This is a genomic window from Streptomyces sp. NPDC050121 (assembly GCF_044460385.1).
GTDB lineage: Bacteria > Actinomycetota > Actinomycetes > Streptomycetales > Streptomycetaceae > Streptomyces > Streptomyces soliscabiei.
In genome coordinates this window covers 20,435-33,738 of record NZ_JBITJV010000009.1, presented here as the reverse complement: position 1 = coordinate 33,738, position 13,304 = coordinate 20,435, and the positions used below count along the sequence as shown (strand labels likewise).

The window sequence follows — 13,304 nt, the reverse complement described above, 5'->3', positions numbered from 1 at the left end:
CGTGCGGGTTTTGCGTGCGACGGCGAATTCCGTTTACCGTGCACTGTTTTGATCAGGTTGCGGTACCTACAATCCGTCCACATCTTGAGCTCAGCCCAAGCGTCAAGGAGGACGAATGGCGGGGCTTTATACCCCTCAGCGGTTGGACCACTCCACAACCCTCGCAGCCGCCGTGCTGACCGACGGCAACCGCCTGCTCGTGGTGGTCATCGCGGTCGTGGCGCTGGCCGCGCTCGTGGTCGCGGGCGTGCTGCTGCGTCAAGTGCTCGCGGCCGGCGAGGGCACCGACAGCATGAAGAAGATCGCGGCGGCGGTTCAGGAAGGTGCCAACGCCTATCTGGCCAGGCAGTTGCGCACACTCGGCGTATTCGCCGTCGTCGTGTTCTTCCTGCTCATGCTGCTGCCCGCGGACGACTGGAAACAGCGCGCCGGACGATCGATCTTCTTCCTGATCGGCGCGGCGTTCTCCGCGGCCACCGGCTATATCGGCATGTGGCTCGCCGTGCGCAGTAACGTGCGCGTCGCCGCGGCGGCCCGAGAAGCGACGCCGGCAGAAGGAGAACCCGAAAAGGATCTCACCACCGTCTCGCACAAGGCAATGAAGATCGCATTCCGTACGGGCGGCGTCGTCGGCATGTTCACGGTGGGGCTCGGTCTGCTCGGCGCCGCCTGCGTGGTGCTGGTGTACGCGGCCGACGCGCCGAAGGTGCTGGAGGGCTTCGGACTCGGTGCGGCCCTCATCGCCATGTTCATGAGGGTCGGCGGCGGCATCTTCACCAAGGCTGCCGACGTCGGCGCCGACCTGGTCGGCAAGGTCGAGCAGGGCATTCCGGAGGATGACCCGCGCAATGCCGCGACCATCGCCGACAATGTGGGCGACAACGTCGGCGACTGCGCGGGCATGGCGGCCGACCTCTTCGAGTCGTACGCCGTGACCCTGGTCGCCGCGCTGATCCTCGGCAAGGCGGCCTTCGGGGACGCCGGGCTCGCCTTCCCGCTGCTCGTGCCCGCGATCGGCGTGCTCACCGCCATGGTCGGCATCTTCGCGGTCGCCCCGCGTCGCGCCGACCGCAGCGGCATGTCCGCGATCAACCGGGGCTTCTTCATCTCCGCGGTGATCTCACTGGTGTTGGTGGCCGTCGCGGTCTTCGTCTACCTGCCCGGCAAGTACGCCGACCTCGAGGGTGTCACCGACGCCGCGATCCAGGGCAAGAGCGGCGACCCGCGCGTCCTCGCCCTCGTCGCGGTCGCGATCGGCATCCTCCTGGCCGCCGTCATCCAGCAGTTGACCGGCTACTTCACCGAGACCACCCGCCGCCCGGTGCGCGACATCGGCAAGTCGTCGCTGACCGGCCCCGCCACCGTCGTCCTCGCCGGGATCTCCGTCGGGCTCGAATCGGCCGTCTACACCGCCCTGTTGATCGGCCTGGGCGTGTACGGGGCGTTCCTTCTCGGCGGTACGTCGATCATGCTCGCGCTGTTCGCGGTGGCGCTGGCCGGCACCGGTCTGCTCACCACGGTCGGTGTGATCGTCGCGATGGACACCTTCGGACCGGTCTCCGACAACGCACAGGGCATCGCCGAGATGTCCGGCGACGTCGAAGGCGCGGGCGCGCAGGTGCTCACCAACCTCGACGCCGTCGGCAACACCACCAAGGCCATCACCAAGGGCATCGCCATCGCCACCGCCGTGCTGGCGGCGTCGGCGCTCTTCGGGTCGTACCGGGACGCGATCACGACCGGCGCGCAGGACGTCGGCGAGAAGCTCTCCGGGGCCGGCGCGCCGATGAGCCTGATGATGGACATCTCGCAGCCCAACAACCTCGTCGGCCTCATCGCGGGCGCGGCGGTCGTCTTCCTCTTCTCGGGGCTGGCGATCAACGCGGTGTCGCGGTCGGCGGGTTCCGTGGTGTACGAGGTGCGGCGGCAGTTCCGCGAGCACCCCGGGATCATGGACTACAGCGAGGAGCCGGAGTACGGCAAGGTCGTCGACATCTGCACCCGGGATGCCCTGCGCGAGCTCGCCACCCCCGGACTCCTCGCCGTCATGGCGCCGATCTTCATCGGGTTCACGCTCGGTGTCGGCGCGCTCGGCGCGTTCCTGGCGGGCGCGATCGGCTCGGGCACGCTGATGGCGGTGTTCCTCGCGAATTCCGGCGGCGCGTGGGACAACGCCAAGAAACTCGTCGAGGACGGTCACCACGGAGGCAAGGGCAGCGAGGCCCATGCGGCCACGGTGATCGGGGACACGGTCGGCGACCCGTTCAAGGACACCGCCGGTCCCGCGATCAACCCGCTGCTGAAGGTCATGAACCTGGTGGCGCTGCTCATCGCCCCCGCGGTGATCAAGTTCAGCTACGGCGACGACAAGAGCGTCGGCGTGCGGATCGTGATCGCGGTCCTCGCGCTCGTCGTCATCGTGGTCGCGGTGTACGTGTCCAAGCGGCGCGGCATCGCCGTAGGTGACGAAGACAACGCGGGAACGGCGTCCAAGTCGCCCGATCCGGCGGTGGTTTCGTAGACCTGCTCATCCCTTCCCAGTTCAAACGGCGGGCGGACGGCGCGTGTTGACACGTCGTCCGCCCGCTGTGTCGCTCGTGTGCCCGTGTCGTGAGCCTTCTCTCTCTTGGTGCAAATGGCTTCAAAAGGCCGCATAGGGGACATTCGCCCTGGGGGCGTCGCCCGGCTGGCGTGTATGTTCCGGGGCCGAGAGCCATGGAAGGGACCAATCCGGTGAACAAGAAGCTCGCGGCCGCACTGTCCGGCGGTGCGGTACTGGTACTGGCGCTGTCCGGATGCAGCAGTGACGACGGAAACAAGGAGCTCGACGCCTGGGCCAAGCAGGTCTGCGACGCGCTCCCCGCGCAGGACGCGAAGGTCGACGCGGCGAACGCCGCGATCAAGCAGGCCGCCACGGACAACAACGCCCCGGCGAACGTCCAGAAGACCGACTCGCAGGCCTTCCAGGACATGTCCGACGCCTACAGCGCGCTCGCCCAGGCCGTCCAGAAGGCCGGGGCGCCGCCCGGCGTCAACGAGGGCGAGAAGAAGCAGAAGGACGCCGTCTCGGCGCTCACCACCCTCTCGACCTCCTACGCCGCCCTGAAGAAGCAGGTCGACGCGTTGGACACGAAGGACCAGGGGAAGTTCGCCGACGGCCTGCAGGACATCGCCACCGACCTCGGCAAGCTCAGCAAGAGCGGAAACACCGCGCTGAAGAACCTCGAGCAGGGCGACGTCAAGGACGCCATGGCCAAGCAGGACAGCTGCAAGAAGGTGGCCACCTCCGCCTCGGCCCGCGCCACGACAAGCTGAGACGCCACGACGATCTGAGACGCCACGACGATCTGAGGCCGCGCCCCGACGACAGGGGCTGTCGTCCGGACGGGTGAGGGGGGACGGGAGACAATGGGGGCGTGAGTAACGCCACCCTGTCTTCCCTGCCCTCCGTCGACCGCCCCGATGTCGCCATGCGACTGCGCGAGGCCCTGCTCGCGGCCTCCTTCACCGCGGACGGTCTCCTCGAACTGCTCGGCGCCCCCGCCTACGCGGCCCTGGCCCGCAGCGAGACCGTGCCCGCGCTGCGCGCGACCCGCGGCGACACTCCGCTGGAGACACTCGTCCGCCTCTTCCTGCTCCAGCAGCCCGTGCCGCACGCGCGCGTGGAGGCGTTCCTGCCCGTACCCGCGTGCGTGGAGAGCGGCTGGCTCCTCCCCACGGGGGAGGACGAGGTGGCCGCGACCGTGGACGTGCGGCCGTACGGGGGGCCGGCCGGCGAGGACTGGTTCATCGTCTCCGACCTGGGATGCGCGGTCGGTGGCGCCGGTGGCATCGGCAGTAAGGACGAGGGCGTCGTCCTTGGTGTGGGCGGCGCGTCGACGACCCTCGCCGGCATCACCGTCCGCACGCCTGTCTCCGCTGCCCTCGACCTCGGTGCCGGTTCCGGCATCCAGGCGCTGCACGCCGCCCAGCACGCCACGCGCGTGACGGCGACCGATGTCAACCCACGCGCCCTGCACATCACCGCACTCACGCTCGCGCTGTCCGCAGCCCCGGCCGCGGATCTGCGCGAGGGCTCGCTGTTCGAGCCGGTCCGGGACGACGAGAAGTACGACCTGATCGTGTCGAACCCGCCCTTCGTGATCTCGCCCGGCACCCGCCTGACCTACCGGGACGGCGGGATGGGTGGGGACGATCTGTGCCGCTCGCTCGTTCAAGGGGCAGGGGAACGGCTGAACGACGGCGGGTTCGCGCAGTTCCTCGCCAACTGGCAGCACGTCGAAGGGGAGGACTGGCAGGACAGGCTCAGGTCATGGGTGCCGCGCGGGTGCGACGCATGGATCGTGCAGCGCGAGGTGCAGGACATCACGCAGTACGCCGAGCTCTGGCTCAGGGACGCCGGTGACCACCGGGGCGACGAGGCCGCGTACCAGGCGCACTACGACGCATGGCTGGACGAGTTCGAGGCGCGCAAGGTGAAGGCCGTCGGCTTCGGCTGGATCACGCTGCGCAGGACGACGGCCGCGGAGCCCGTGATCACGGTGGAGGAGTGGCCGCATCCGGTCGAACAGCCGCTCGGTGACACGGTCGTGGCGCACTTCGAACGGCTCGACTACCTGCGCGCGCACGACGACGCGGCCCTGCTCACCGGCCGCTTCCGGCTGGTCACGGAGGTCGTCCAGGAGCAGGTCGGGCTGCCCGGCGCCGAGGACCCGGAGCACGTCGTGCTGCGCCAGCACCGCGGCATGCGCCGGGCCACCAAGGTAGACACGGTCGGCGCCGGCTTCGCGGGCGTGTGCGACGGTTCGCTGACCGCCGGCCGGATTCTCGATGCCATCGCCCAGCTGGTGGGGGAGGACCCGGTGCTGCTGCGGGACCGCACTCCGGCCCAGATCCGCCTGCTGGTGGAGCAGGGGTTCCTCGAACCGGCGGAGTGACCGACCGGATTCCGCCGGGTCCGCCGGGTCCGCCGGGTCCGCCGGGTTCGCCCGTGGTCCCCGCGTTCACCTCGGGTTCGCCGGGGCGCCGCCCGTGCGTGACAGTCTCCCGGGGCTGGGGCATGCGCGGGTAGGAGAGAAGGGGCGCGGACGATCATGGAGAGTGGGCCGGCGATCTTCGCGGGAACGGTGTTCGTGCTGTTCGGGGGCGCGCTGCTGATGTGGACCGGGGTCCGGGTGCGGCACCGCGAACCCGTGGCCCATGGTGTGAGCCCCGTCGCATCGGCGACCCTCGCGACCGTGGCCGCGATCGTCGCGCTGGCCCTCGGAACCTGGTGCTTCACCCGCCTCTGAATCCACCTCCGGGACCACGTCCCGAGCGTCTTCGGGGCCGTCTCCGAGACCGACTTCGCGCCGGACTTCGAGGATCGCGCCGGACCCTGTGCGGACCGAGTGAGCGTGGTCACGCCGGTAAAGGAGAGGACGCGTTCCGGTCGTACGGAAAAGGGCCGGTCGATACTCCGGGCGGCAGGAATGGCGGTAGTCGGGTTACCGTTCGAGTGGCCGTTGCGGGCTTTTCCCGTTTGACACGGGGGCGGGATGTACCGTCACACTCCGCAGCGTCACCATGACCCGACCCCGGGAGCAAGGCCTGGGGAGGCCCCAGCGTCGACCGGAGAGAAGAGCGAAGTTGTCCCCGACCAGCGAGACCGCGAAGGGCGGCCGCCGACTCGTGATCGTCGAGTCGCCTGCCAAGGCGAAGACGATCAAGGGTTACCTCGGCCCCGGCTACATCGTCGAGGCCAGCGTCGGGCACATCCGCGACCTTCCCAACGGCGCCGCGGAGGTGCCGGACCAGTACACGGGCGAGGTCCGCCGCCTCGGTGTGGACGTCGAACACGACTTCCAGCCGATCTATGTGGTCAACGCCGACAAGCGGGCTCAGGTCAAGAAGCTCAAGGACCTGCTCAAGGAGTCCGACGAGCTCTTCCTCGCCACCGATGAGGACCGGGAGGGCGAGGCGATCGCCTGGCACCTCCAGGAGGTCCTCAAGCCCAAGATCCCCGTCAAGCGGATGGTCTTCCACGAGATCACCAAGGACGCGATCCGGGCCGCTGTCGCCAACCCGCGCCAGCTCAACCAGAAGCTCGTCGACGCCCAGGAGACCCGCCGCATCCTCGACCGTCTCTACGGCTACGAGGTCTCGCCGGTCCTGTGGAAGAAGGTCATGCCGCGCCTGTCGGCCGGCCGCGTCCAGTCCGTCGCGACGCGACTCGTCGTCGAGCGGGAACGCGAACGCATCGCGTTTCGTTCTGCTGAGTACTGGGATTTGACGGGCACCTTCGCGACCGGTCGCGCCGGTGATCCGTCGGACCCGTCGTCGCTGGTCGCGCGCCTGCAGACCGTCGACGGCAGGCGGGTCGCGCAGGGCCGCGACTTCGACTCCCTGGGACAACTCAAGAGCGCGAACATCCTCCACCTCGACGAGGCGAACGCCCGCGCCCTGGCCGCCGCACTGGAGAACACGAACTTCTCCGTCCGGTCCGTCGAGTCCAAGCCGTACCGCCGCTCGCCGTACGCCCCGTTCCGTACGACGACGCTGCAGCAGGAGGCCAGCCGCAAGCTCGGCTTCGGCGCGAAGGCCACCATGCAGGTCGCGCAGAAGCTGTACGAGAACGGCTACATCACGTACATGCGTACGGACTCCACGACGCTGAGCGAGACGGCGATCTCCGCCGCCCGTGCCCAGGTCACGCAGCTTTACGGCGCCGACTACCTGCCGGCCCAGCCGCGTACGTACGCCGGGAAGGTCAAGAACGCGCAGGAGGCGCACGAGGCGATCCGCCCCTCGGGTGATCGTTTCCGCACGCCCGCGGAGACGGGCCTGACCGGCGACCAGTTCAAGCTCTACGAGCTGATCTGGAAGCGGACGGTCGCCTCCCAGATGAAGGACGCGGTCGGCAACAGCGTCACGGTGAAGATCGGCGGCACGGCGGCCGACGGCCGGGACGTCGAGTTCAGCGCCTCCGGCAAGACGATCACCTTCCACGGCTTCCTGAAGGCGTACGTCGAGGGCGCCGACGACCCGAACGCCGAGCTGGACGACCGCGAGCGCCGCCTGCCCCAGGTCGGCGAGGGCGACGCGCTCTCCGCCGAGGAGATCACGGTCGACGGGCACGCCACCAAGCCCCCGGCCCGCTACACCGAGGCGTCGCTGGTCAAGGAGCTCGAAGAGCGCGAGATCGGCCGCCCGTCGACGTACGCGTCGATCATCGGCACGATCCTCGACCGCGGTTATGTGTTCAAGAAGGGCACGGCACTCGTCCCGTCCTTCCTGTCCTTCGCCGTGGTCAACCTCCTGGAGAAGCACTTCGGGCGGCTCGTCGACTACGACTTCACCGCCAAGATGGAGGACGACCTCGACCGCATCGCCCGCGGTGAGGCGCAGTCCGTGCCGTGGCTGAAGCGGTTCTACTTCGGCGAGGGCACGGGTACGGGCCACGGCGGCGCCGCCGACGCCGGCAACGGCGACGGGGACCACCTCGGCGGCCTCAAGGAACTCGTGACCGACCTGGGTGCGATCGACGCGCGTGAGGTGTCGTCGTTCCCGGTCGGCAGCGGCATCGTGCTGCGGGTCGGCCGCTACGGCCCGTACATCGAGCGCGGTGAGAAGGACTCCGAGGGCCACCAGCGCGCGGACATCCCCGAGGACCTCGCGCCCGACGAGCTGTCCGTCGAGCTCGCCGAGGAACTGCTCGCCAAGCCGAGCGGCGACTTCGAGCTGGGCACCGACCCGGAGTCCGGCCACCAGATCATCGCCAGGGACGGCCGCTACGGCCCGTACGTCACCGAGGTGCTCCCGGAGGGCACCCCGAAGACCGGCAAGAACGCCGTCAAGCCGCGTACGGCCTCGCTGTTCAAGTCGATGTCTTTGGACACGGTGACGCTGGCGGACGCCCTCAAGCTGATGTCGCTGCCGCGGGTCGTCGGCGCCGACGCGGAGGGCGTGGAGATCACCGCGCAGAACGGCCGCTACGGGCCGTATCTGAAGAAGGGCACCGACTCGCGGTCGCTGCAGACCGAGGACCAGCTCTTCACGATCACCCTCGAAGAGGCGCTGGAAATCTACTCCCAGCCCAAGCAGCGTGGCCGGGCCGCCGCCAAGCCGCCGCTGAAGGAGCTGGGCGCGGACCCGGTCAGCGGAAAGCCGGTCGTCGTCAAGGACGGTCGTTTCGGGCCGTACGTCACCGACGGGGAGACCAACGCGACCCTGCGCTCCGGCGACAGCGTCGAGGAGATCACCCCGGAGCGCGGTTTCGAACTGCTCGCCGAGAAGCGTGCCAAGGCGCCGGCCAAGAAGACGGCCAAGAAGGCTCCCGCGAAGAAGGCGACGGCGAAGAAGGCGGCCCCGGCCAAGAAGACCGCGGCCAAGAAGACGGCCGCGAAGACGACCACCGCGAAGAAGACGACGGCGACGGCGAAGAAGACGGTCGCGAAGAAGGCGACGGCTTCCCCGTCCCCCTCGGAGGACTGACCGCTCGTCGGAGGACTGACCGCTCGTCGTAGGACTGGGCGCTCGTCGAAGGACTGGTGCCCGATCGCTCCGTCGAGGACTGATCGCCCGGCTGAGCCGAGCCACGGTTCCTCCACGGCGGGTTCGCGAAACGAACGTCCCGGCATCACTTTGGTGTCGGGGCGGTCGTACGCGTGGACGGGGGCCCCGGACTGTCAGTCGCGGCCGATAGGCTGAATGCATGACGCGAGCCGAGCAGCCAACGGCCCACCACCCGGCCCCGGACAACGCCCTGGTGGTGGACTCCCGCGAGCGCGCAGTGCGCGCCCTGTTGCGCGAGCCGCAGCTCAAACGGCTCTGGAGCGCGCAGTTGGTGGGCGGTGTGGGAGACGCCCTCGCACTCCTGGTGTTCGTCCTCCTCGTCCTCCAGACAGCCATCGCCGAGGGCTCCTTCGGGGGCGGCTACCGGGGCGTGGCGTTCGCAGTGGCGATCGTCTTCGGGGTGCGCATTCTGGCCACCGTGCTCTTCGGCGCCGTCCTTCTGGGCCCACTGACGTCGCTGACCTCACCGGACGGCCCGCTCGACCGCCGGTGGACCATGGTCGGCGCCGACGGCCTGCGCGCCGCGCTGCTGATCGTCGCGCCCCTGTGGATCGACTGGACGCCGGACGACGCATTGGCCCTGCTGCTTGTCACGGTGTTCGTGACCGGTGTCGCCGAGCGGTTCTGGACGGTTGCCCGCGAGAGCGCGGCTCCGGCACTGCTGCCGGCCCCGCCCTTGGAGGGCGCGACCGTACGCCCCTTGCCGGACCACATGGACGCCCTGCGCCGCCTCTCGCTGCGCACGGGCTTCGTGACCATCCCGCTGGGTGCGGCCACCCTGGTCGTCGCGGCATTGTTCAACAATCTTCTGGGCACCGGGATCGACTGGTTCGGCCAGCACCAGGCGGCCCTCGCCTCCTACGTCGCCGGGGGGCTGTTCGCCGGCTCCCTGTCCATCGTGACGTTCCTTGAACTGCCCTCGGTGCGCACCCCGCGCGCGCGGTCGCCGCTCGAAGGACTGCGCCGACCCCGGGCGGCCTCCGGAGTCGACGCGGGCCGCACGGGCGCGATCCCGTTGCTGGTCCTCGCCTGCGCCGCCGTCGCCGGCACGATCTCCGCCGCCGTCGCCGTGGCCGTGCTGCACGCCAAGGACCTGGGCGGCGGTCCGGTGATGTTCGGGCTGCTCGTCCTCGGGCTGACCGGCGGGGTCGGCGTCGGCGTGCGTACGGCGCCGAAGGTGCTGGTGGCGCTGTCCCGGCGCCGGCTGCTCGCGCTGGCCATCGCTTTCACCGGCGTGGCGCTGCTGGCCGCCGGACTGGTCCCGGACGTCACCAGCGTGCTGCTGATCTCGGCCCTGGCCGGCGTCGGCGCGGGCGTCGCTGCCAACACCGGGCACACGCTGCTCGACCAGGAGACGGAGGAACACCGCCGGACGCGGACGACGGAACACCTGCACGCGGTCGTGCGGGTCGTCGTGGCGCTGGGCGCGGTGATCGCCCCGCTGGTGGCGGCGCTCATCGGGCCGCACCGGCTGGACCACGGCAAGTTCGTGTTCGCGCACGGCGGCGCCGCCTTCACCCTGATGCTCGTCGGTGCGCTGCTGCTGCCGGTGGCCGCCCTGGTGCTGGCCAAGGTCGACGACCGCTCCGGCGTCCCCCTGCGACAGGACCTGCGCGACGCGCTGCTGGGCGGCGACGACCCGGTGCAGACCCCGGCCGCCAACGGTTTCTTCATCGCCCTGGAGGGCGGTGACGGCGCCGGCAAGTCCACCCAGGCCGAGGCGCTCGCCGAGTGGATCAGGGCCAAGGGCCACGAGGTCGTCCTCACACGTGAGCCGGGTGCCACGCCCGTGGGCAAGCGACTGCGCTCGATCCTGCTGGACGTCTCCAGCGCCGGGCTCTCGCACCGCGCGGAGGCGCTGCTGTACGCGGCGGACCGCGCGGAGCACGTCGACACGGTCGTCAGGCCCGCCCTGGAGCGTGGCGCGGTGGTGATCACCGACCGGTACATCGACTCGTCCGTGGCGTACCAGGGCGCGGGCCGCGACCTGTCCCCGACCGAGATCGCACGGATCTCGCGCTGGGCGACCAACGGCCTGGTGCCGCATCTGACGGTTCTGCTGGACGTGTCCCCGGAGGACGCCCGCGAGCGCTTCACGGAAGCCCCGGACCGGCTGGAGTCGGAGCCGGCCGAGTTCCACGCGCGCGTGCGCTCCGGTTTCCTCACGCTGGCCGCCGGTGATCCGGGCCGCTACCTGGTGGTCGACGGGGCTCAGGAGCCGGAGGCCGTCACGGCCGTCGTCCGGCACCGCCTCGACCAGTTGCTGCCCTTGTCCGAGGCCGAGATCAAGGCCCAGGAGGAGGCGCGCAAGAAGGCCGAGGAGGAGGCCCGCCGCAAGGCCGAGGAAGAGGCCGCCCGCAAGGCCGAGGAGGAGCGCCTGGAGCGCGAGCGCCAGGAGCAGCTTGCCAAGCTGCGCGCCGAGGAGGAGGAGCGCAAGCGGCGCGAACTGGAGGAGGCGCAGCGGCGCGAGGCCGAGCGGCAGGCCGAGGAGGCCCGGCTGCGTGCCGAGGAGGCACGCAGGCGTGCCGAGGAGGAGCGGGTCCGGCTCCTCGCGGAGGAGAAGGCCCGCGCCGAGGAGGAAGCCCGCCGCAGGGCGGAGGAGGAGCGGCGCCGCAAGCAGGCCGAGGAGGAGGCGCGGCTGCGCGCCGAGGCCGAGGCGCTGCGTCTGGAGAAGCAGCGCAAGGCCGAGGAGGCGCTGCTGCGGGCCGAGGCGGCCCGTCGCGCGGCGGAGCAGGCCGCGGCGGCGGCGCAGGTCGGCCCGAAGCCGCCGCGTCCCACCACGACCATGAATCCCGCGACCCCGGCGGTCCCGCCGGAGGCGACGACCGTGCCGACGCCGGTGGTGACGCCGACGAACGCGTCGGGCGGGCCGGCGGACGAGACTGCCGTGCTGCCGCCGATCCGGATGGACAAGGAACCCGAGCAGACGCAGCCCTCCCGGCCGTCCGCGGGCGCCGACGCCGAGGTCACGGCCGAGCTGCCGCAGCCGTCGGTGCCGCCGGGAGCGGCGGACGAGACGGCGGTGCTGCCTCCGGTGCGCGGTCAGGGCCCCGAGGACGAGACGGCCGTACTGCCTCCGGTGCGCGACGACAGCCCTTCGGACCGGGTGCCGCCAGGGTACTTCCGCGACGAGCGGAGTGGGTCGCGGCCGGCCGGCGGCGACGACCGTACGCGCGAGCTGCCGCAGATCGACGAGAGCGGCACGCCCCGGCAGCGGCCCCGGCGGGACTGGGCCGAGGAGACCCCGCTGGACGACCTGCCCTCGCTGGCGGACGAACTGCTCGGCCCGCACCGGGACGACGACGGCCACGACGACGGCCACGACGGGGGCCGAGGCGGCCGGGGCGGGGGCCGGGGACGTCGGCGCTGAGCGTTGTGCGGCTCGCCGCTCGATTGTCAGTGGGTCCCCGCACAATGGAACCCGCAACGAAAACGTGACGAAAGGGCGGCGTGACGCATGACCGTGTGGGACGACCTCGTCGGGCAGGAGAAGGTGAGTGAGCAGCTGGCCGCTGCCGCTCGGGACGCCGACGCGCTCGTCACCGCGGCCACCTCCGCCATGCCGCCGCCCGAGGCGTCGAACATGACGCACGCCTGGTTGTTCACGGGCCCGCCCGGCGCCGGCCGCGCCCAGGTGGCCAGGGCGTTCGCCGCCGCACTGCAGTGCGTGAGCCCGGACCGGGCCCTCGGCGGCGCCCCCGGCTGCGGATTCTGCGACGGCTGTCATACGGCGCTCATCGGCACCCACGCCGACGTCAGCACCGTCGCCGCCGTCGGCTCGCAGATCCTCGCCGAGGACATGCGCGACACCGTCCGCAAGTCGTACACCTCGCCCGCCACGGGCCGCTGGCAGGTCATCCTCGTCGAGGACGCCGAGCGGCTGAACGAGAAGTCCGCCAACGCCGTCCTGAAGGCGGTCGAGGAGCCCGCCCCGCGCACGGTCTGGCTGCTCTGCGCCCCCTCCCTGGAGGACGTGCTGCCCACCATCCGCTCCCGCTGCCGGCACCTGAACCTGCGCACGCCCTCTGTCGACGCCGTCGCCGACATGCTCGTACGGCGCGAGGGCATCGAGCCGGCCGTGGCCGCGGCAGCCGCCCGGGCGACACAGGGGCATGTCGACCGGGCTCGGCGCCTGGCCACCGACCCCGCCGCCCGCGAGCGCCGCGCGGCCGTGCTGAAGCTGCCCCTGCGCATCGGTGACATCGGCGGCTGCCTCAAGGCGGCCCAGGAGTTGGTCGACGCGGCCACCGAGGACGCCAAGCAGCTCGCGGAGGAGATGGACGGCAAGGAGACCGAGGAGCTGAAGGCTGCGCTGGGCGCCACCCAGGGCGGCCGCATGCCGCGCGGCACAGCCGGCGTGATGAAGGACCTGGAGGACAAACAGAAGCGCCGCAGGACGCGTACCCAGCGCGACAGTCTCGACCTCGCACTCACCGACCTGACCGCCTTCTACCGCGACGTCCTCGCCCTCCAGCTCGGCTCCCGTGTCGCGATCGCCAACGCGGACGCCGAGGACGCGTTGGAGCGGCTCGCCCGCGACAGCAGACCGGAGACCACCCTGCGCCGCATCGAGGCCATCGCCGCCTGCAGAGATGCCCTCGATCGCAACGTGTCTCCGCTGCTGGCGGTGGAGGCGATGACGATGGCACTCAGAGCCGGGTGACGTCGCCCGAGGGATCGATCATGGGGCGACGGGGGAGGGTGATGGCCGACGGTGGGTTGACGGGGTAGCTCGTCCGTGGCGGTTCCCG

General features: G+C 70.9%; 7 protein-coding genes. All 7 read left to right on the top strand.

Going from position 1 to position 13,304, the window contains the following annotated elements; translation table 11 throughout:
- Nucleotides 1–115 precede the first annotated feature (115 nt).
- The 7 genes from ACIBTS_RS15810 to ACIBTS_RS15780 all read left to right on the top strand — a co-directional run bounded on the left by ACIBTS_RS15810 (nucleotide 116) and on the right by ACIBTS_RS15780 (nucleotide 13,216).
- Nucleotides 116–2,521, top strand: a complete 2,406-nt coding sequence (locus ACIBTS_RS15810) for a sodium-translocating pyrophosphatase (protein WP_399319771.1) — start codon at nucleotides 116–118, stop codon at nucleotides 2,519–2,521.
- Nucleotides 2,522–2,715: 194 nt separating this feature from the next.
- Nucleotides 2,716–3,315, top strand: coding sequence for a small secreted protein (locus ACIBTS_RS15805; RefSeq protein WP_319672388.1), 600 nt, complete (start codon nucleotides 2,716–2,718; stop codon nucleotides 3,313–3,315).
- Nucleotides 3,316–3,416: 101 nt separating this feature from the next.
- Nucleotides 3,417–4,937 (top strand): methyltransferase, encoded by a 1,521-nt coding sequence (locus ACIBTS_RS15800; RefSeq protein ID WP_399319770.1) that lies wholly within the window; start codon nucleotides 3,417–3,419, stop codon nucleotides 4,935–4,937.
- Nucleotides 4,938–5,093: 156 nt separating this feature from the next.
- Nucleotides 5,094–5,291 (top strand): hypothetical protein, encoded by a 198-nt coding sequence (locus ACIBTS_RS15795; RefSeq protein WP_399319768.1) that lies wholly within the window; start codon nucleotides 5,094–5,096, stop codon nucleotides 5,289–5,291.
- Between the two features lie 337 nt (nucleotides 5,292–5,628).
- Nucleotides 5,629–8,472, top strand: a complete 2,844-nt coding sequence (gene topA / locus ACIBTS_RS15790; protein ID WP_399319766.1) for a type I DNA topoisomerase — start codon at nucleotides 5,629–5,631, stop codon at nucleotides 8,470–8,472.
- Nucleotides 8,473–8,692: 220 nt separating this feature from the next.
- Entirely contained in the window at nucleotides 8,693–11,923 is a 3,231-nt protein-coding gene (tmk, locus tag ACIBTS_RS15785) for a dTMP kinase (protein WP_399319764.1), read from the top strand.
- 87 nt (nucleotides 11,924–12,010) lie between these two features.
- A complete protein-coding gene (locus ACIBTS_RS15780) occupies nucleotides 12,011–13,216 on the top strand; it encodes a DNA polymerase III subunit delta' (RefSeq protein WP_399319763.1) in 1,206 nt (401 codons plus the stop codon).
- The last annotated feature ends 88 nt before the right edge of the window (nucleotides 13,217–13,304 follow it).